Origin of the sequence: uncultured Chloroflexus sp. (genome assembly GCF_937129525.1) — a bacterium.
Taxonomy (GTDB): Bacteria; Chloroflexota; Chloroflexia; order Chloroflexales; family Chloroflexaceae; genus Chloroflexus.
In genome coordinates this window covers 25,779-43,737 of sequence record NZ_CAKZNK010000065.1, presented here as the reverse complement: position 1 = coordinate 43,737, position 17,959 = coordinate 25,779, and the positions used below count along the sequence as shown (strand labels likewise).

Annotated in this window: 13 protein-coding genes and 3 tRNA genes; 3 read left to right on the top strand and 13 right to left on the bottom strand. The window is 56.9% G+C overall.

All coding sequences use genetic code 11. The features are described from left to right. From Q0650_RS07695 to Q0650_RS07685, 3 genes are all read right to left on the bottom strand, one after another. Positions 1 to 811: acetyl-CoA carboxylase biotin carboxylase subunit family protein (locus tag Q0650_RS07695; protein ID WP_298817550.1), on the bottom strand; the 811-nt coding region annotated here is incomplete at its 3' end. A gap of 11 nt (positions 812 to 822) precedes the next feature. Next, positions 823 to 2,208 (bottom strand): CUAEP/CCAEP-tail radical SAM (seleno)protein, encoded by a 1,386-nt coding sequence (locus tag Q0650_RS07690; RefSeq protein WP_298817548.1) that lies wholly within the window; start codon positions 2,206 to 2,208, stop codon positions 823 to 825. Positions 2,209 to 2,516: 308 nt separating this feature from the next. After that, the gene (locus tag Q0650_RS07685; RefSeq protein ID WP_298817546.1) at positions 2,517 to 3,401 is read right to left on the bottom strand and encodes an acyl-CoA desaturase; all 885 of its coding nucleotides are present in this window, start codon (positions 3,399 to 3,401) and stop codon (positions 2,517 to 2,519) included. A 742-nt stretch (positions 3,402 to 4,143) separates the two neighbouring features. Between Q0650_RS07685 and Q0650_RS07680 the strand changes: the two genes are divergently transcribed. Next, a tRNA-Glu gene (locus Q0650_RS07680) sits at positions 4,144 to 4,220 on the top strand. A gap of 2 nt (positions 4,221 to 4,222) precedes the next feature. Next, positions 4,223 to 4,298, top strand: a tRNA-Asp gene (locus Q0650_RS07675). Between the two features lie 80 nt (positions 4,299 to 4,378). Here the strand turns inward: Q0650_RS07675 and Q0650_RS07670 are convergent. The 3 genes from Q0650_RS07670 to Q0650_RS07660 form a co-directional block, all read right to left on the bottom strand. Beyond that, entirely contained in the window at positions 4,379 to 5,641 is a 1,263-nt protein-coding gene (locus Q0650_RS07670) for a S41 family peptidase (protein ID WP_298817544.1), read from the bottom strand. A 73-nt stretch (positions 5,642 to 5,714) separates the two neighbouring features. After that, entirely contained in the window at positions 5,715 to 6,791 is a 1,077-nt protein-coding gene (locus Q0650_RS07665) for a M42 family metallopeptidase (protein WP_367280802.1), read from the bottom strand. A gap of 135 nt (positions 6,792 to 6,926) precedes the next feature. Further along, complete coding sequence (locus tag Q0650_RS07660) at positions 6,927 to 8,216, bottom strand: CCA tRNA nucleotidyltransferase (RefSeq protein ID WP_298817542.1); 1,290 nt, start codon at positions 8,214 to 8,216, stop codon at positions 6,927 to 6,929. Positions 8,217 to 8,435: 219 nt separating this feature from the next. Here Q0650_RS07660 and Q0650_RS07655 point away from each other — a divergent pair. After that, positions 8,436 to 8,512, top strand: a tRNA-Val gene (locus Q0650_RS07655). 98 nt (positions 8,513 to 8,610) lie between these two features. On the opposite strand, the gene Q0650_RS07650 is transcribed toward Q0650_RS07655, so the two are convergent. The 7 genes from Q0650_RS07650 to Q0650_RS07620 form a co-directional block, all read right to left on the bottom strand. Beyond that, complete coding sequence (locus Q0650_RS07650) at positions 8,611 to 9,780, bottom strand: CPBP family intramembrane glutamic endopeptidase (protein WP_298817540.1); 1,170 nt, start codon at positions 9,778 to 9,780, stop codon at positions 8,611 to 8,613. Between the two features lie 342 nt (positions 9,781 to 10,122). Continuing rightward, on the bottom strand, positions 10,123 to 10,779 hold the full coding sequence (gene pgmB / locus Q0650_RS07645; protein ID WP_298817538.1) for a beta-phosphoglucomutase: 657 nt from the start codon (positions 10,777 to 10,779) through the stop codon (positions 10,123 to 10,125). A gap of 99 nt (positions 10,780 to 10,878) precedes the next feature. Beyond that, positions 10,879 to 13,047: a glycoside hydrolase family 65 protein gene (locus Q0650_RS07640; protein ID WP_298817535.1), complete on the bottom strand. Its 2,169-nt coding sequence runs from the start codon at positions 13,045 to 13,047 to the stop codon at positions 10,879 to 10,881. 151 nt (positions 13,048 to 13,198) lie between these two features. Continuing rightward, positions 13,199 to 14,125: a carbohydrate ABC transporter permease gene (locus Q0650_RS07635; RefSeq protein WP_298817533.1), complete on the bottom strand. Its 927-nt coding sequence runs from the start codon at positions 14,123 to 14,125 to the stop codon at positions 13,199 to 13,201. 73 nt (positions 14,126 to 14,198) lie between these two features. Then, positions 14,199 to 15,089 (bottom strand): carbohydrate ABC transporter permease, encoded by an 891-nt coding sequence (locus Q0650_RS07630; RefSeq protein WP_298817531.1) that lies wholly within the window; start codon positions 15,087 to 15,089, stop codon positions 14,199 to 14,201. A 118-nt stretch (positions 15,090 to 15,207) separates the two neighbouring features. Then, a complete protein-coding gene (locus tag Q0650_RS07625; RefSeq protein WP_298817529.1) occupies positions 15,208 to 16,530 on the bottom strand; it encodes an ABC transporter substrate-binding protein in 1,323 nt (440 codons plus the stop codon). Positions 16,531 to 16,681: 151 nt separating this feature from the next. Next, a complete protein-coding gene (locus Q0650_RS07620) occupies positions 16,682 to 17,701 on the bottom strand; it encodes a LacI family DNA-binding transcriptional regulator (protein ID WP_298817527.1) in 1,020 nt (339 codons plus the stop codon). Positions 17,702 to 17,959 lie beyond the last annotated feature (258 nt).

Here is a 17,959-nt window from a genome sequence, read left to right as displayed (position 1 = left end):
TCCGCAACTCGGCGTGAAGTGGTCCCTGCTCCAGGCCGATGGCTTGCGCTGCTGCTGCCGTGACCTCGTTGATCTCCCTCTGAACCGCTATCGGCAGGCGTGATGGCGTCACATAGATCGTCTCTTCGAAGAATGGCCCGTCAAGCGGATCGGGCTTATCAAACAGCGCCAGAACCTGCACCTGTCCACGATCGATCAATCCCTCCAAAGCGACTTCAAACCCTGGAATAAACTCTTCAACCAGAAATTCGTGTGTTCCTGTCCCTTCAATTTGATCAAGCAGCGCTGCCAGTCGTCTCGCCGCAGCGATGAATTGAGCGGGATTGTCGGCCCGGATGACGCCACGACTCCCGTTGAGTCGGAGCGGCTTTACCACGCAGGGATAGTCGATGGTCTGCGCCAGTGCGGTCAGATCATCAGCAGTCGAGTAGAGGTGAAATGCCGGCGACGGCACACCGGCGCGGGCAAAGAGCTGGCGCATCAGATGCTTGTCTCGCGCGGCAGCAGCAGCTTCAGGCCGGTTAAATGGCAATCCCAATCTGACGCAGGCGCGCGCGGCCAGTTCAACGCCGCTGTCATCAATCGGCACAATCGCAGTAAGTGGTTGAGTCGCGTGCAGATCGCAGATTGCGCGCAAAGCCGCTTCCTGATCGCTAAAGTCAATCAGTAACTTTCCCGGTAGCGCGCGAGCCAGCGTCGGTGGAGTGTCTTCGGCAACTGTTATCTGCGCTGCAATGCGTTCGGCAGCGGCCAGAAAGGCCGGTAACCGGTACGACGACGGGGTGGTAAGCAAGAGCAGATGTGGTTGCATAGGCAGTAAAGCTACACATAACGCGCTGTCGATTGCGTATCGGTTGGTTCCGCGCAGCAATACCACGGCTCGCTCAAGCGCGGGATCGGCGCAGTTGGTGGCAGCGTAAGCGGGCGCGGTCCAGGCCCGATCACCTGATCGCACAGATCGAGCACTCTTTGGTAGAAATCGCTCCGCGATAATTGACACCGGTCACTACATTGAGCCATCTCAAGCACTGCTCGCTGCAAAGCATCCATGGCCGGATCGGGATGCTGCCAGGGATAAACTAATCCAACAAGATCGAATGGCCCAATCAGCGCCCGCACCTCTGGCAGGCTGAGCAGGTGTGAGCCGGCTGGAATCAACAGACGCAGACCATACTGTACTGGCGCGACGCTCTCGATCAGATCGAGTTCGGCGATACCCAGAAGCAGATCGCGATACTTTTGGCGCGTCGTCCAGGGTGTGAAAGCTACAAAGGTGGCGTTGAGCGCGATGTCGTTGGCGCGTAACAACGCAACCGCGCGGGCAACATCGGCGCTGGTATGACGTTTGGCGAAACGGGTCAGGATGTCGTCATCAAGCGACTCGATGGCGCTAACGACCATGATACAGCCGGTGGCGCGCAATTCCGGCAAGAGATGGGCATAACGCAAAATATGCTCAATCTTGATCGTTACATCATAGGTCAGGTCAGGAAACTCGGCATGCATTGCGCGCGCGATGGGCAAGACGTGACCAGGACCATTGAGAAAATCGGGATCGCCAAAGGTGATATGGCGAGCGCCAGCGGCGACTTGAGCCCGAATATCGGCCAACACCGTCTCGCGCGGCACTACCCGAAAGCGACCGTTGTAGACCGGCACGATTGGGCAATGGCGACAGAGATGTTTGCAACCGCGAGTAGTTTCGGTATAGCCGGCAATCCGGCTGTCAGTGGCCGTGATCAGGGTAGCGTAACGGTCGAGCGGCGGTAAGTCGCGGCGATCAGGTGGGATCAGATTGAGCCGGTTGAGGGCAATCGCATCAACCGATGGTGGTCGTTCACCGCTGGCCAGTCGTTGCCAGATGGTAGTAATCAGCTCTTCGACTTCACCGCCGAGGCAACAATCAGCGCCGGCAGCGCGCAGCATAGCGGCGTTAAGCGGCGCGTAGAGGCCATAACAGACAATAAAGGCGTCAGGAGCAGCGGCGCGCAGGCGTGGCAACAGGGTCAATGCCAGGCGAGTGGCAGTGTGCATCGGCACTGACAGAGCGATCAACCTGCTATCGGCAACCATTGCCGCTGTCAGTGGCATGACGCTGGTATCCACGCAGGTGACCTCAGCGCCGGCCCGGCGGAGCCATGCTGCGACTGAGGCCAGGCTGAGCGGTTGATGGCCCAGTTCATAGGTCGAGATGAGTAAAGTTTTCATGTGGTTTATTGTACTGCAAGTTGGCAGGCTGGTACAGCGGATGATCGCTGGCGCTCAAGCGGTTTCTGGCCGGTGTTCAGATCGGCGAAGTGTGTCTGATCCAGAACGGTGGGGCCGGCTGGGACGCAGCCCCAGCGCATTCGGTTGTTGATGACAACAGGAGAGCGTGGATAGGAGTAGTGGCGGATATGGGGAAGTCGCGCTGTCCCCCGACCGCGCCCGGTGTATACCCAAGACAGGCAAACGGCACGGAAGGTGTTCCCCTTCCGCACCGTTTCTAAGCGGTGTTAGCTTATGCTCGAGCTACCTTAATCGCCCATTACTTCGCTCAGAGCGGTTGTCACCTGGCGCTTGCGCTGATCTTCCGGCTTCACCCGGTAGACATTCCACACCAATCCCAGTTTTTCAAGCGCGCGAATGATGTACGCTGAGATGTCGATCTGCCACCAGCGCAGGCCGTGGAAAGCTGAGCGCGGGAAGGCGTGATGGTTATTGTGCCATCCTTCACCGAAGGCCAGCAAACCTACGATGAAGTTATTGCGGCTGGCGTCGCGGGTGTTGTAGTCGCGGCGACCAAAGGTGTGGCAGATCGAATTGACGCTCCACGTGATGTGGTGGGTGAGGAAGATTCGTACCAGACCACCCCAGATCAGACCGCTCCACCCGGTGATGAGTGTTGGAATAAGAATGCCCAGCGCTGCCCACAAGTACCACGTCTTGCTCACCCACACGATGGTTGGATCCTTGGTCAGCCACTTGCCATACATCTCAATGTTGTTCTTGTGGGTGAAGAGCCAGCCGACGTGTGAGTGCCACAGACCTTCGAGCGGACTATGCGGATCTTCCTCGTCATCCGAATGCGCATGGTGCTGAATGTGAGTTGAAGCCCACGAGATGGGGTCACCTTCGAGCGCCATGCAGCCCATAATCAGAAATAGCGCTTTCAGAGGACGCGAAGTTTCAAAGCTCTTGTGGGTCAGCATGCGGTGGAAACCGATGGTGATCCCGAGGCCGGAAATAACGTACAGCGCGAGCATTAACGTCACATCGAGCCAGTCAACGTATTGCTGCCAGAGCATTACCATCGCATAGATAGTGCCGAGGAAGGGTAAGAGCACGATCAACAAAACGACAAATTTTTCGAGCGGGGTCTTCTCCAGTTTTGGTTCAGTTGTGGGAACGGTGCGAGCCATATTCTGTCACTCCTTGCAACGAGATGCGAAATCTGTTCGATCTATCACAAGAATAGAGCTTACGGCGGATCGACAGAAGTGGCTGCTGGTTAATCTCTGGTCACGATCTGAAGGGTGGTCAGGGATGACTGTAGTCATAGGGTGCGCATTATGCTGGGGCAGTAGCTCGTTTTGCGCATCCGGTCAATCGGTTACGTTTCAGCGCAGCGAGACAGTGACAACGCCGGTTACTTGCCAATCTGCTTGCGTCCTTGAGATTACATTGCCATCAGAGTGTAGAGAATGATCAGCGCAACTATCGATAACCCTGCCACTTTTATCGATTTGCAGGCTGACATGATGCCATCGACCAAAGATGACGCGACACTAACGTTTCACCGCCGGTTTGCAGAGTTCAACACCGCGCATTACCACGGTACAAACAGCGGGAGGTGGCTCGAATAAACTTGCTGGCACTCTGTTTGAAGAATGCTCAAATCCGACATTGCCGGAACTGCTCAGTAAAGGAGCTGTAACATCAGCTATCGGCTGAAGCTGGCATGAAGTTGATCTGAACAGGATTGTATGCTCAGGTATGAAAAGAAGCCTTTGCCATGTTAAAGAACGCGCAGTGCGCTGAACGTCACTTTGCTCCTGTCGGACGCTATGCGCTGAACTGTCTCATATAACGAAAAAGCTCAGAATTTGCCGATTTGCAATCTTTGCCAACCTGTGGTATACTCCCAAGCGTGTTGAGCGGGTTGGCCCCATCGTCTAGCGGCCTAGGACGCCACCCTCTCAAGGTGGAGATCGCGGGTTCGAATCCCGCTGGGGTCACCAAGGGGCCCGTCGTCTAGCGGTTAGGATGCCACCCTGTCAAGGTGGAGGTCGCGGGTTCGAATCCCGTCGGGCCCGCCAAAAGGCGGAAACAACACTGGCCAGTTATCTGGCCAGTGTTGTTTTTTCTGCTATCAGGATCGAGCGGCTCTGATGCGGGGTTATTGTTGCAGGGTGGCAATTGCCGCCAGTAACTGTTCATCGCCACTCGCGGCCAGTTCGGCTGCACTGAGATTGCGAGCTTCAGCCGGTAACAGGATCGGAGCATCAATTGGTTGAGGCACGACTCGATCAGGCTCGATACCCTTGCCGCGAATCTGTCGGCCTGCCGGTGTGCGCCACTCCTGGGTGCCGAGGAGCAGTTGCGCGCCACCATTGAGACGGAATGGAGTGAGTACAGTGCCGGTTCCAACGGTTGTTTCGCCAATCAGCACGGCCCGGCCAGCGTCTTGCAAGGCTCCGGCCAGAATCTCGGCGGCGCTAGCTGAACCACCATTGATTAACACAACCATTGGGATGTCTTGCGCGATACCAGCGATGCGAGTGGTGGTGACGCGCTGTGATCCATCGCGATTGCGCTCAATCAAAATTGGTGTGTTAGCGGGCAAAAACTCACCAGCGATGGTGATCAGCGCGCTGAGCAGTCCGCCCGGATTGTTGCGCAGATCGAGGATAACTGCTCGCGCTCCGGCGTCATTGGCGGCAGTCAACGCCTTCCGTAACCCACTCGCGGCCTGTTCATCAAATGATGTGATGCGAATCAGAGCGATTTGATCGGGGAGTAGCGCCCAACTAACACTCGGCGCAGTGACTCTGGCGCGGGTGATGGTGAAACGTAACAGCCCTGCGTCCCGCCGACTTACTTCAAGCGTGACCTGCGTGCCAGCAGGGCCGCGAACGCGCGCGACCAGTTCATCGATCGTCCAACCGGTAATTGAGGCGCCATCGACTGCTAATATCCGATCACCGGCACGCAGACCTGCCGCTGCCGCCGGAGAGTTTTCTATAAGGGCCAGGATCAACAACTCGCCGTTTCGCTCTCCGACATAAATGCCGATCCCTTCAAACTCACCGCTCAGTGACTCTTGCCACTGCGCTGCCTCGGCGGCGGTTAAGAAGCGCGTGTGGCCTTCATCGCCAAGCGTTGCCAGCATTCCATCGACTGCGCCTTCCAGCATGCGATTCGGATCAGCCGCAGTCGGGTCAACGTATCGCTCGCGGGCCAATTGCCATACATCCCAAAAGACGGCAAAATCGGCGCAGACATCGGCTGATTCCGGGCAGGAGCTGTCCGCTTGAGGTCGGTTGAGCCAGATGCCGAGCCAGATGCCACCGCTCATGCCACCGAGAAGCATGATCAGCATGAGTGCGCTCACCAGCCAGAGCGGGAGGCGAAACTGAATGATGCGAAGGAGCGTAGACATAAAAATTTCTCTCGTTTGGGTTATGATTCCGGCAGGTTTGGCTATGTTGTACGTGCCCGCGCGCTTGTTGTGATTATGGTCCCTGCTGTAACCGTTGCACTGTGGCGCTATCGAGCCGACGGATCAGCGCGACCAGCAGTTGGACTGTTTGCTCAATGTCACGGCGATGCACGATTGCCGACGCCGAGTGAATATACCGTACCGGTGGCCCAATCACGATTGTGGGAACACCGCTGCCGAAAATGTGCATGCGTCCGCCATCGGTGCCGCCACCGGGCATCAAATCGAATTGGAGTGGAATACCCTCTTCGGCGGCAACATCGATCACCAGATGCCGCAAGCCGGCATGGGCAATTAGCGATCCATCGATAAGGAGAAGTGCCGGCCCCTGACCAAGGCGACTCATCGCATCATCGGCGCCAACGCCGGGCATGTCGCCGGCGATGGCTGTGTCGATAGCAATGCCGATGTCGGGTTGGGTTATGTAAGTGGTCGTCGCAGCGCCCCGCAGACCGACTTCTTCCTGGGCATTGCCGATGCCAAAGACGATGTTGGGATGCTGCTCATTGTTCAGGCGGCGCAGGGTTTCAATCACTATCGCGCAGCCAACGCGGTTGTCCCATGCTTTTGCCAGCAAGAGATCAGGATTGCGCATTGGGGTCAATGGGCCGACCGGCACCACCGAATCACCGGGTCGCACTCCCCAGGAAACTGCCTCTTCACGCGATGCGGCGCCGATGTCGATATACATCGCCTTTTTGTCAACCATCCGACTGCGCTCTTCATTGCCAAGGATGTGGGGCGGTTTGACGCCGATCACACCGATGATCGGGCCGCTGCGCGTGATCACTTCCACCCGCATGCCCAGGAGCACGTGATCCCACCAACCACCGAGCGGTTGAAACTTGAGGAAGCCATCATCGGTGATGCGAGTGACCAGCAATCCAATCTCGTCGAGATGCGCAGCTAACGCGATGCGTGGGCCGCTTTCCTGCCCGACATGACTGGCGATGATGCCGCCTAGATGGTCAACTTTGACCTCGCCGATTGCTTCAAGGTAGCGGCGCATAACGTCTCGCACCGGCCCTTCATAGCCTGAAGCCCCCGGAGCTTCGGTTAAATCTTTGAACAGTTGCAACATTGCATCCACAGTTTTGTCCCTTCTTCATCGTAAGTAGATAGGGAAGGATTAATCCTGCTGGCCAATCCACTAACGCCATCGTTCCCCAATCGCTAACTGATAACTGGTAACAGATGTATCAGCCCTATTTCGGCACAAAACCTCTCATTTCAATCGGGATCCGGCGCTAGCCAGTTGTTGCCGTACCCATTGTTCAGCGGCGGCTCGATCGCCGATGAAACCATCTAGCATGGCGGCGCGCAGGTCGCGTAACATCTGACCGAGTTGCGGTCCCGGCGCTACTCCCAATTCGCGCAAATCATCGCCATTTAAGAGCGGGCGTAGCAGGCGCCATTCGCGCAAGTAATGAGCGGTTATTTCTGGTACTGGTGATTCTGTTGCGTAGTGTAACACAGCGATTGCGGCTACGCTATAGTTGCGCAATAATGTATCGAGCTGACTTGGACGACCGGCTGCCTTTATTGCCGGAATGAGGCCTCGCAGCGCGATCATGTCATCAATGAGACGGCGCGCGGGTGTAGCGAGATGGTAACGTTGCTGGAATGTTTGCAATGCGTCGTCACTCAAATCGTAGAGCAGTAATCCGGCCAGTACCAGCTCTGTTGGCGCGATGCCGGCAAGCTTGAACTCATCGCAACGATAACGGTTCAGCCGTTCGGCGAGCGCGGGTGTCCAGCTCAGACCGGCAACCACCTGTTCGGTCATTCCCCAACGGTCAGCGAGCGCGATAACTGCCACCGGATCGGGTTCAGTCAGCGTCAGGCATAGTTCAGTCTGGATTCGCTCTGGGGAAAGGAGGGCGAGATAACCCGCTTCCAGGGCAGTCGTAATCTGCCGGGCCGTCGCGGGATCGGGCGTAAGATCGAGCCGGGCTGCCAGTCGAACGCCACGTAGCAGGCGAGTGGGATCGTCGCGCAGGCTGCGCTCGTGCAGTAGGCGCAGGCGACGCGCCGCGAGATCGGCAACGCCACCGATCGGATCGAACAATGGCATCGGTAGCAGTCGGTCTGCCTGAGCTGCCAGTCGGATCGCCATGGCATTGATACTGTAGTCGCGCCGGTGCAGATCAATGGTAAGCGGCGCCGGGTATACCTCCGGCAAGACTGCCGGCTGTGGATAATGTTCAGCGCGGGTTTGGGCCAGATCGATCAGCCATCGCTCAGCTACAATGGTTGCCGTACCGAATGATGGATGGCGAGCCGTTATTTCGCCGTTCCAAATAGTTGCCAGCATCGGCGCCAATTGATTGACATCACCCTCGACGGCCAGATCAATGTCGCGTCCAATCGGCACATCTAAAAGCAGATCGCGCACTACCCCCCCAACCAGCCAGAGGGTTGCATCGACAGTGGCAGCTTCTTCGGCGGCGCGAGCTAACAGTTGTTGGAGGGCTGGATCCAGGCGAAATAGAAGCTGGTCGTCATCGAGCATCATACGAACATGTGAAGCTTTGCATTAAATCAGGTAGACTTGTGACGCACCACGCTGTCTTATTGTCAGTCATAACATAGAGTGGTGGACATGCGCCAACTGTTTCGTTTTTGCCCACCATCTATGTCGCGTTCATCCTGTGAGCCGGCTGATCGTGTTTCCACTCCAACGTGATCACGCGCTTGACAGCACAGGCATTCAATGATAGGATAAAGCTCGCGCGGGCGATTAGCTCAGTTGGTTAGAGCGCCACGTTGACATCGTGGAGGTCAGTGGTTCGAATCCACTATCGCCCACCACTCCATTGTAACATTTTTCCCTCTCTACTGATTACATGAGGTTAAATGTGCTCATTTGCCGGTAAAAACCGGCAGTTCTTTTTCCAGCGCGAACACTCTCACTGCCCAAACACTACCGCCAGCATAACCATCACAAAATTGTAGAGACCATGCACGATGGCAGCGGTTGTCGTGTTCGTATATTTCCGCGTGAGACCACAAACCATACCGACGATAAAGACCACCAGCAAGGCGTCCCAGTGGTACTGAAAGGCATGCAGACTGGTGAAAAAGAGGTTCGAGATCCAGATCCCCAGCCGTGGCTGTAACACGCCACGCACGGCCAGTTCTTCGCCGAGACCGGCGGTCACCCCGATCACCAGCGCGCCCAGCGGGCTGATGGCGAAGGCCATTAATTCGCCAAATGCTTCATCATCGGTAGTTGGCCAGCCCATCATTTGCCAAAGCGTATCCATCAAAGGCAAGATGAACGACATGATTCCGGCCAGACCAAGCCCAACCACAACGCCTATGGCCAGATGCGATGATGTGGGTTGTGTCAGGCCGAGCCGTTCCAGCGTTGCGCTGAAATTGCGGCGAATGCCAAAGCCTACAGCGAGAAAGGCAGCCGGAATCGTCCAGACCAGGCCGTAGACCTGGCTGCGCAACTGTTCATCGGCGCTCAAGTCGCTAAACTCTTCGCTGCCGAGCGAGTTGATCAAGGCCAGCAATGGCGGCTCACCGACCACCAGCAGCGGCACGAACATCATCAGGGTGATGGTCACGACGACCATCAGCGCAATCGTATGCACAAACGATGAGGGATCGAAAGGGGTGAATCGGGCCAGACCCTGTCGCAACGGCGGCAGCAGCGTGAGCATGCCGATCCCGATGGAGGCAAAGATGCCCAGCATGAGGCCGAGAATGCCGAACATTGCATTCGGTGAGATGTTCGGCGGCTCGGTTGAGTTCAACCCTCCCGGCGGGAGATCGATCAAGCTGACAATACCCAAACCGAGCGCATACACCGCAGTTAAACCGAATAACAGCGCAACCCAGAGACCGGTTGCAATCCAGGCCCAATTGAATTGCGATCCGGCGAAGTAGGCCAGTATCGCCAAACCAACAAAGGGAAGGGCGTTGAAGCTTGCCGAAGTGAAAAGGCTCAGCTCGCCGCCGACACTGGCGCCGACGCTGATCAGCAAGATATACCCTGCCACTCCGGCTATCCAGGAACCTGGACGGCGGATGGGTGGTTGTTGTGAGGTAAGAACTACCGGTTCTGACATGTTGTCGCTCCTTTTAAGCCAGCCGATGGTTGCATACGCAGTGTGCCAGAAATGAAGCCGGCTTGCAAGTTACAAAGTTGTGCTAGCTAGAGGTAGGCCGAACTTTGCGTCAGCAGGCAAGGTGTAAGAACGCGCATCTACGAGTTCTTACACAGACAATGCCTGTTGGGCTGATTTTGTTGCCAGGGCCAGAGAAATGAGGATGGATGCCTGGGGCGTGGCTCGATCTGCGTTGTCAGGCTCGATCTGATCGGCGAGCAGGGAATGCAGCATATGTGACCGGCGCTACGGTCATTTGCGCTGTGTTGCCTGCTGAACCTGCTCGCCCGAACGCGGCAAGATTTAGACAGAGACGGGCAAACGGGCAAGGAGCTGATCGAGGCGCACTTTTGATAGATCGGGCAATATCACATGCGCTTTGCCAACCCGTTCTTGGGGGCCGATCCCAATCACGTAAAACCCGCCGGTCAACGCCGCTTCGACGCCGGCAGTCGCATCTTCAACGACCACGCATTCAGTTGGTGACAGACCGAGGAGTGTAGCAGCGTGTAAAAACAGATCGGGCGCCGGTTTCTGGCGGGTTACGCTGTAGCCGTCGGCCACGGCGTCGAACAGTTCGGCAATACCGAGTCGTTCGATCACCTCGCGCGCGTTTTTGCTCGCCGAGCCGAGCGCCGTCTTCAGTCCGGCATTGCGAATCTCAATCAGAAGTTCGCGCGCGCCGGGCAGCATATCCTGGGGAGTCATTTCGCGGATGTATCCAAGGTAATAGCCGTTTTTGCGCTCCATCAGCTTGCGCAGGGTCTCTTCGGGATAGGCGCGACCTTTGAGTAACAGCAGAAGCGACTCGCGACGTGAAATGCCACGGAGGGCTTCGTTGTCGGCGCGCGTAAAGGGGATGTCGAGTTCATCGGCCAGGCGCTTCCAGGCGCGATAGTGGTATTCGGCAGTGTCGGTCAGCACACCGTCGAGATCGAAGATGAAACCTTTGATCGGCATAGACAACCTCATTTGGTCATAGTCAATACAACAGGGAACGAACAAAACCGCAGGCGAGAAAATATCTCTGCGTCTATTCGTTCCCTGTGTGATGAACAATTATGCTCTATCGGTGGTATAGCTCCCGTCAGGGTAGCATGTAACCGTATGTTGTACCCCGCGCAGCGTGAAGCGGAAGGTCAGGCGCTGCCAGCGCCTGGGCAGGCGTGGATGTACTTCCCAGGTGCCGTTGGGGTGGATCCGCAATCCGCCAAACCCAAATACCACCGCCTGCCACACGCCGCCTGCCGAGGCAGCGTGAATGCCGTCACCGGCATTGCCACGCACATCGCGCAGGTCGGCGCGCGCTGCCCTGATGAAGTGTTCATACGCTTCGGCGACATCACCCATCTGGCAGGCGACAATTGCCTGGATCGGCGGGCCGAGCGATGAGCCGTAGGTGTGATCGGTGCGCGGAGTGTAATAGTCATAGTTGACCCGGATCATGCTATCGCTGTAGTGCTCGCGCAAGAGAAATTGCAGCATCAGCACGTCAGGTTGCTTGATGGCCTGGTATTCGTTGGCGCCCTCGATACCAAAGATTTCATGCATCGATTTCGCGCGCGGTTCGTAGTCGGCCAGATTGACATCCTTCAGCTTGAAGAACCCGTCGAATTGTTCGATCAGGCCGTTGGCGCTGACGTTGACGCAGATCTGTTCTGCCACTTTATGCCAGTGTTGCAGGCGTTCTGGCGAAAGGTCGAGGCGTTGACGTAATTCGGCACCTTTGTGCGGCGCATGCTGATCAAGCCACGCCAGCGTTTCCAGTCCGGCGCGCAAATTCCACTGTGCCAGCAGGTTGGTGTAGGCATTATTATTCACGTGATCGTGGTATTCATCGGGACCGATCACGTCGGTGTAGCCATAACAACCGCGTTCAGCCAGCCATTCGGCCCGCGAAGCAAAGAATTTGGCCGTATCGAGCACAATCTCGGCCCCGCGCTCGATGTACCATTGATCATCACCGGTTGCCTGCCAGAACTGTTGCACGGCGTAGGCCACATCCGCCGAGATATGGATCGCCAGATCACCAGTCCATACTCGGGCCAGCTTCTTCCTGTCATGGAAGTCAGGCACCCACGTTGGTGTCACTTCCTCGCCGGTGTCGGCGCTCTCCCAGGCGAACCAGGCGCCCTCGTAGCCGGCAGCGCGGGCTTTGGCGCGGGCGGCAGGCAGGGTCAAATATCGGTAGTCGAGCAGATTGCGCGCAATGTCGGGCGCAGTGTACGTGAAGAGCGGCAGCATGAAGATTTCGGTATCCCAGAAGGCATGGCCGCGATAGCCAAAGCCGGAGAGGGTTTTAGCGCCGATGTTGACCCGCTGATCGTGACGCGGCGCGGCGATCAATAACTGGAAGATGCTGAAGCGCACGGCCAGATCAGCCTCTTCGTCGCCTTCAATCTCGATCTGACAGCGTTCCCATTCGCGCGCCCATGCCTGCCGTTGCGCGGCCAGAGCCTGCTCCCAATCGGTAGCTGCCTGCGCATGGTGATGAGCCAGGGTAAGCGGCGAATCTGTGTCACGCGAAGTGGCAATACCGACAAATTTCGTTACCTCCACCGGCTGGCCTGCGCGCGCCGGATAGATCTGTTGTAGGGTTGGAATATTCTCAACATCCCAAAATGCAGTGCTAGCCGCGTTACCGGTCAGACGCATTGCCAGCGCTACCTCGATCCCGCTTTTGCGGGTGCGGGTGCGTAAGAAGACGGTGTCATCGGCGAGTTGACCTTGATCGAGCCAGCGCCAGTGCAATAATCCTTCATTGTCAGTCTGGCCGTTGATCGCAGCGCGTACCTCGATCTGCCCGTCAAATTCAGGGATGATCTCGCAACGCGACGCTAGCAGATGCTGATCGGCCAGCGAGGCAAAGCGCGAGAAGATCAGGGTGGCTACCCGACCCTGCGGCGATTGCCAGCGAACTTCGCGGCGCAGCAGGCCGCTGTGCAGATCGAGTTCGCGTCGGTATGCAAGTATTGTCCCTGTCGCCAGCGAAAACTTCTCGCCGTCGAGTAACACCTGCATCGCGAGCCAATCGGGAGCGTTGGCTAACTCGGTAAAGACGATAGGCGCATCGTCGAATACCCCGTGAATAAACGTGGCGCGGCGGTCGTTTGGATAGCCCTCCTCGAACGCGCCGCGCGTCGATAGATAGCCGTTGCCGATGGTAAAGATGGTCTCTTTATGGTGCTGTTTGGCTGAGTCGAAGGTGTCTTCTACAAGGATCCACATACCTCACCTGTGTCTCTATTGACCGGAACATGCAGGCATACAGGATTGATGGCGCGCAAGAGGTGAAAGGCAACGTTTGAATGCGGGTGTATCCATTCCGGTCATGCCTTCACATCTCCGCGCCGTTGCGTGTTCCGGTCTTTGCGATACTTCATCCCTCCTTAGAGCCGGTGGCGGCAATACTGCGCACGAAGTATTGCTGAAAGACGAAGAAGATGATCAAAATCGGTAGCGTGTTAAAGATCGAACCGGACAGAATGATCGAGTAGAGCGTATAGTATTCGCCACGGAACCACTGCAAGCCGATAGGCAAGGTAAACTGCTCGGGTGAGCGCAGTACCAGCAATGGCCACATGAAGTTATTCCACGCCCCCTGAAAGGTCAGCAGGGCGAGCGTTATCAACTGAGTCTGACTGATCGGCAGCACGATGCGGAAGAAGGTGCCCCAGCGCCCCGAACCATCCATCATTGCCGCCTCTTCCAGTTCTTTGGGAAATGATTTGTAGAACTGGGTCATCATGAAGACGCCGAAGGCGTCGGCTACACCGGGCAGGATGACTCCCCAGGGGCTATCGATCAGGCCAAAACCGGTCGGGATGCGCCATTCCCCCAATTCCAGGCCGCCGCGGATCAAGCCCGGCCCGATGATCAGGAACGAAGGGATGAGTGTCACCACACCCGGCATCATCATTGAGATGAGCAAGAGATTGAACCAGAACGACTTCAGCGGAAACTCAATACGCGCGAAGGCGTAGCCGGCCATCGCGCAAAAGAGCACCCGGAAAATAGTGACAATCACCGAGATGAAGACGCTGTTCCATACCCAGCGCGGGAAGAGTTCGAACGTGCCGAGGATGGTTAAGTAATTGTCGAGCGTGAATGGGATCGGCGCCCAGATCGGTGGCGTATAGATGTTGGCGACCGGTTTGAACGAGAAGACCAGTGTAAAGTAGAGCGGCGCCACTGAAAGTACCGCCCAAAACGCCAGCATCGCAAAGAACAGGTATTTGCGCAGCCGGTCGAAGAAGACGGTGCGTTCATAGACCTGCGCTTGTGAAGGTGTCGTTGTCACTGCCATTGTCAGAAACCTTTCTTCAGGTTCTTGTTTTACGCGGCAGAAGCCGCCTAATCTGCCCTTCGCGCGCTTGCGGTTAGCGCTCCGCTCCGCTGCCGCTGCCTTCAATCACTCGTCGTTGCAACAGGGTCACCATCAGAATGATCAGGGTCAAAATCACCGCCAGCGCAGAAGCCTGGCCCATCTGAATGCGCGTATCACGGAAAGCCCACTTGTAGATCAGGTAGGTGATCGTTGTCGTACTATCGAGCGGGCCGCCGGCGGTCATGACATAAATCTGGTCGAAGACCTGGAAACAACCGATCACACCGACCGTTACCACAAAGAAGATCACCGGTCGCAACATCGGCACAGTGATGTAGAAGAACTTTTGCAGACCATTCGCGCCATCGATCTCGGCAGCTTCGTAGACGGCCAGCGGAATATCCTGCAACCCAGCCAGGAAGATGAGCATAAGCGTCCCGCTGGTGGTGAAGATATTCATCCCCATAATCACGTAGAACGCGGTGCGCGGGTCATCGAGCCAGTTAACCGTCAGGCCGGTGATCTGATTGAAAATACCCTGCGGCGCGAAGATCCAGATGAAGATAAGTGAGATCACCACTGAAGAGGTGACCGATGGCAGGTAGAAGATGGTGCGGAAGAACCGTTGGAAGCGCAGGTTCTGATCCATCGCAAATGCCAGCACCAGACTGAGAAAGGTCTGGATCGGCACGACGATAAGCACATACTTGAAGGTGTTGGGCAACGCTTTCGCCAGAAAGAGTTCATCTTCCAGCACCCGCTGATACCCTTCCAGCCCCCACCAGCGCGGCGGTCTGAGCAGGTTGTATTCGGTGAACGAGAGGTAGACCGCGTAACCCAGTGAAATGAGGCTAAAGATGATGAAGATGATCAGCCATGGTGAAATAAAAAGGTACCCATTCAGTGCTTCAAACAACTTGCGGCGGTCGCTCTTCGTTCGCATAGTGCGTCTCCCGTCGGGATGGGCCGGAAGGCCATGACTAACTACACTGCGTCGTTACTGCAAGCCGGGTAGATGGTGGCGACCGGTGACAACGAGAGCCGGTCGCCACCCAGACACCTTAGCGCAGCGCCCTTCGGATCGACTCCGCCGCCTGCTTCATCGCCTCTGGCGCGGGTTGATTCTCTTTGAACATACGCTCAAGCGCCTTGGACATCTGATCGTTGACATCTGAGCCGACCACGCCCCAGAAGAAGGGTCTGGCGCCGAAGAACGAGCCATTAAAGATTGCCGCCGAGTTGGGATTGTTCTTCAGATAGTCGCTGTTCTGCAATGACTGGCGCGACGGCAGCGCGAAGCCACTCTCGAGCACCGTCTTCTGGCTGGCCTCACTGGTCAAGAAGTTGACCACCTTCCAGGCTGCCTCGGGGTTCTTGGTGTTGGCCGAGATGCCCCACGCGACGGTGAAGATCAGGTTACCCTCGCCACCGGGGCCGGCTGGCGGCATCACCACGCCGTATTGCGTATTGGGGAACTGGTCGCGCAGATAGGGGATCAGCCAGCCACCTTCGTAGACCATCGCGCACTGACCCTTGCCGAAGAGCGTACCCTGCCAGCCTTCGCCAAGATCGGAGGGCAGCGCGCCGATTTGGGCCGCGCGGAACGAAGCGTAGAACTCAGCCGCTTTCACCGCCGCCTCGCTGTCAAGCAGCACGTCAGTGTAGTCGCCATTCATTACCATGCCGCCGTTCTGGAAGACGAAGACCGGGAATCGGCCCGGATCGGGTGGAGTGCAGAAACCGTAGATCGGCTTGTTTGGATCGCTCAGATCGGTCAGCGCCGCCGCCGCTTCCCGCAGATCGTCCCATGTCCAGTCGTCGGTCGGGTAGGCAAGACCGGCCTTGTCAAACAGTGCCTTGTTGTAGAACATCCCCAGCGTGTTGAAATCTTTGGGAATGCCGTAGGTTTTACCCTCGTAGGTGAAGGCATCGATCAGCGATGGAATGAACTCGGTGCGAGAAACTCCGCTGGCTGCCATCAGATCATCGAGTGGCAACAAGGCATCGTTCGCCGCCAGCTCAAGCCACCAGAAAATATCGACGTAGAAGATGTCTGGTTCGGTGCCTGACGCAATCGAGGTCAGCAACACCTGCTTGTAATCGCCGGTAATGGGTTCGTACTTGACCAGAATGTCGGGGTTCTCGACCGAGAATTTGTAGAGCAGCGACTCGAGCAAGGCGGTTTCAGCCGGGCTGGAAGCCCATCCCGACAGCCGCACTGTAACCTTCTCGGCAGGAACAACCACTGTCTCGCGCACCGTCACCGTCTCGCGCACCGTCTGCGGCGTTGGCGCGGATTGTTGCTGGGTTGTGGTCTGACCGCAGGCGCTCAGCGCCAGCGCCAGGGTGGTCAGGATCAGCAGGAATTTGATCAGGCGATTCATGGGTTCTCCTCTCTTCACTAAAATTATGTACCATTCTTAATTGTGAAAACAGTTACGATTTTAGATCATTTTTTACCCTCCTTTACTGGCGCAGCAACCCCCTACCGACCATCGACGGCGCGTGATCGGGAATGCAGATTGAGCTGGATTGTCAGGCAGAAGCGCGAATGATCAGGGATGGTTGCAGCAGAACGTGTTTCTGTGCGAGCGTTTGCCCCTCAACGAGCGCCACCAGCAGCTCGACACACTTGCGGCCAGCCTCGGCAATCGGCTGGCGCACGCTGCTCAGCGGCGGAACGAGATATTGCACCATCGGCGCATCATCGAAGCCGATGATGGCCAGATCGGTTCCGATTGTCAGGCCGCGTTCACGGGCAGCGGCCATTGCCCCAATCGCCATCGTATCGTTGAGCGCCATAATTGCCGTTGGGCGCCGTTCGGCGGGGAGATCGAGCAGATGTAATGTCATAGCCCGCCCAACCTCGAACGTGCCTTCACCGCGCAAGATGTATTCTGGTTCTGGGGTAATCTGAGCAGTCTGAAGTGCCTCGAGATAGCCTTGCAAGCGGTCGTTGCCGACCCGCGAGTCGGTCGGCCAGGCCAGGATGGCGATCCGACGATGACCACGACCAATCAGATATTCAATCGCTTGTCGCGTGCCGGCAGTGCCATCAATATCAACCCAGGCAAAATCCCATTCTGGATTTGAGCGCCCAAACGCGACAAACGGAAACTTCTGTTTGAGCAGAAATTGAATGCGGGGATCGTTGTAGTTGACACTTGAGAGGACGAATCCATCAACATTTCCACTGCGGATCAGATCGCGGTAAATCTCAACCTGTTCGTTACCTTCGAGGAAGGGAAACGGCAAGACATAGTAACCGACCACGCCGGCTTCACGCACCATACTGCTCAGAAACTGGTCGAGAATGTGGTTGACCTGGCCGGGTTCGGTTTGCGTCCACGAATAGCCGATCATGAAGCTGCGCCCGGCCCGCATATTGCGCGCAATCCGGTTAGGTCGGTAGCCGAGTTCTTGCACTGCCGCCTGGATGCGGGCCATCGTTTCGGGCGCAACCTGCATTTCGCCGTTCAGCACCTTCGAAACGGTCTGATAACTGACCCCGGCGCGTGCCGCTACGTCTTTGAGCGTGACTTTAGTGGCTGCCATAGACCCTACCATCTTGCCAGGCGAACGTTCGCCTTTATGATACACCGCCTGATGACACTTGTCAAGGGGAAAAGCGAACGTTCGCCTGAGAACTATCTGGTACCGCGCGCGTCGTCCACCGGCTCATGACGTTACCACCCACAACTGGCGACCGGAGCCGGGTCATGAGGCTGGCGAGCCGAACCGGCGTATCACGTTGACTGAAACGGGCGGTTGGCGTATTCGATGCGGTGAGCGCGAGCGCAGGGAACGGCGCGG

Coding starts and splice junctions, on each gene's coding strand:
- Q0650_RS07690 (WP_298817548.1), bottom strand. CDS start 2,208: ATGAAAACTTTACTCATCTCGACCTATGAACTGGGCCATCAACCGCTC.
- Q0650_RS07685 (WP_298817546.1), bottom strand. CDS start 3,401: ATGGCTCGCACCGTTCCCACAACTGAACCAAAACTGGAGAAGACCCCG.
- Q0650_RS07670 (WP_298817544.1), bottom strand. CDS start 5,641: ATGTCTACGCTCCTTCGCATCATTCAGTTTCGCCTCCCGCTCTGGCTG.
- Q0650_RS07660 (WP_298817542.1), bottom strand. CDS start 8,216: ATGATGCTCGATGACGACCAGCTTCTATTTCGCCTGGATCCAGCCCTC.
- Q0650_RS07650 (WP_298817540.1), bottom strand. CDS start 9,780: ATGTCAGAACCGGTAGTTCTTACCTCACAACAACCACCCATCCGCCGT.
- pgmB (WP_298817538.1), bottom strand. CDS start 10,779: ATGCCGATCAAAGGTTTCATCTTCGATCTCGACGGTGTGCTGACCGAC.
- Q0650_RS07640 (WP_298817535.1), bottom strand. CDS start 13,047: ATGTGGATCCTTGTAGAAGACACCTTCGACTCAGCCAAACAGCACCAT.
- Q0650_RS07635 (WP_298817533.1), bottom strand. CDS start 14,125: ATGGCAGTGACAACGACACCTTCACAAGCGCAGGTCTATGAACGCACC.
- Q0650_RS07630 (WP_298817531.1), bottom strand. CDS start 15,089: ATGCGAACGAAGAGCGACCGCCGCAAGTTGTTTGAAGCACTGAATGGG.
- Q0650_RS07625 (WP_298817529.1), bottom strand. CDS start 16,530: ATGAATCGCCTGATCAAATTCCTGCTGATCCTGACCACCCTGGCGCTG.
- Q0650_RS07620 (WP_298817527.1), bottom strand. CDS start 17,701: ATGGCAGCCACTAAAGTCACGCTCAAAGACGTAGCGGCACGCGCCGGG.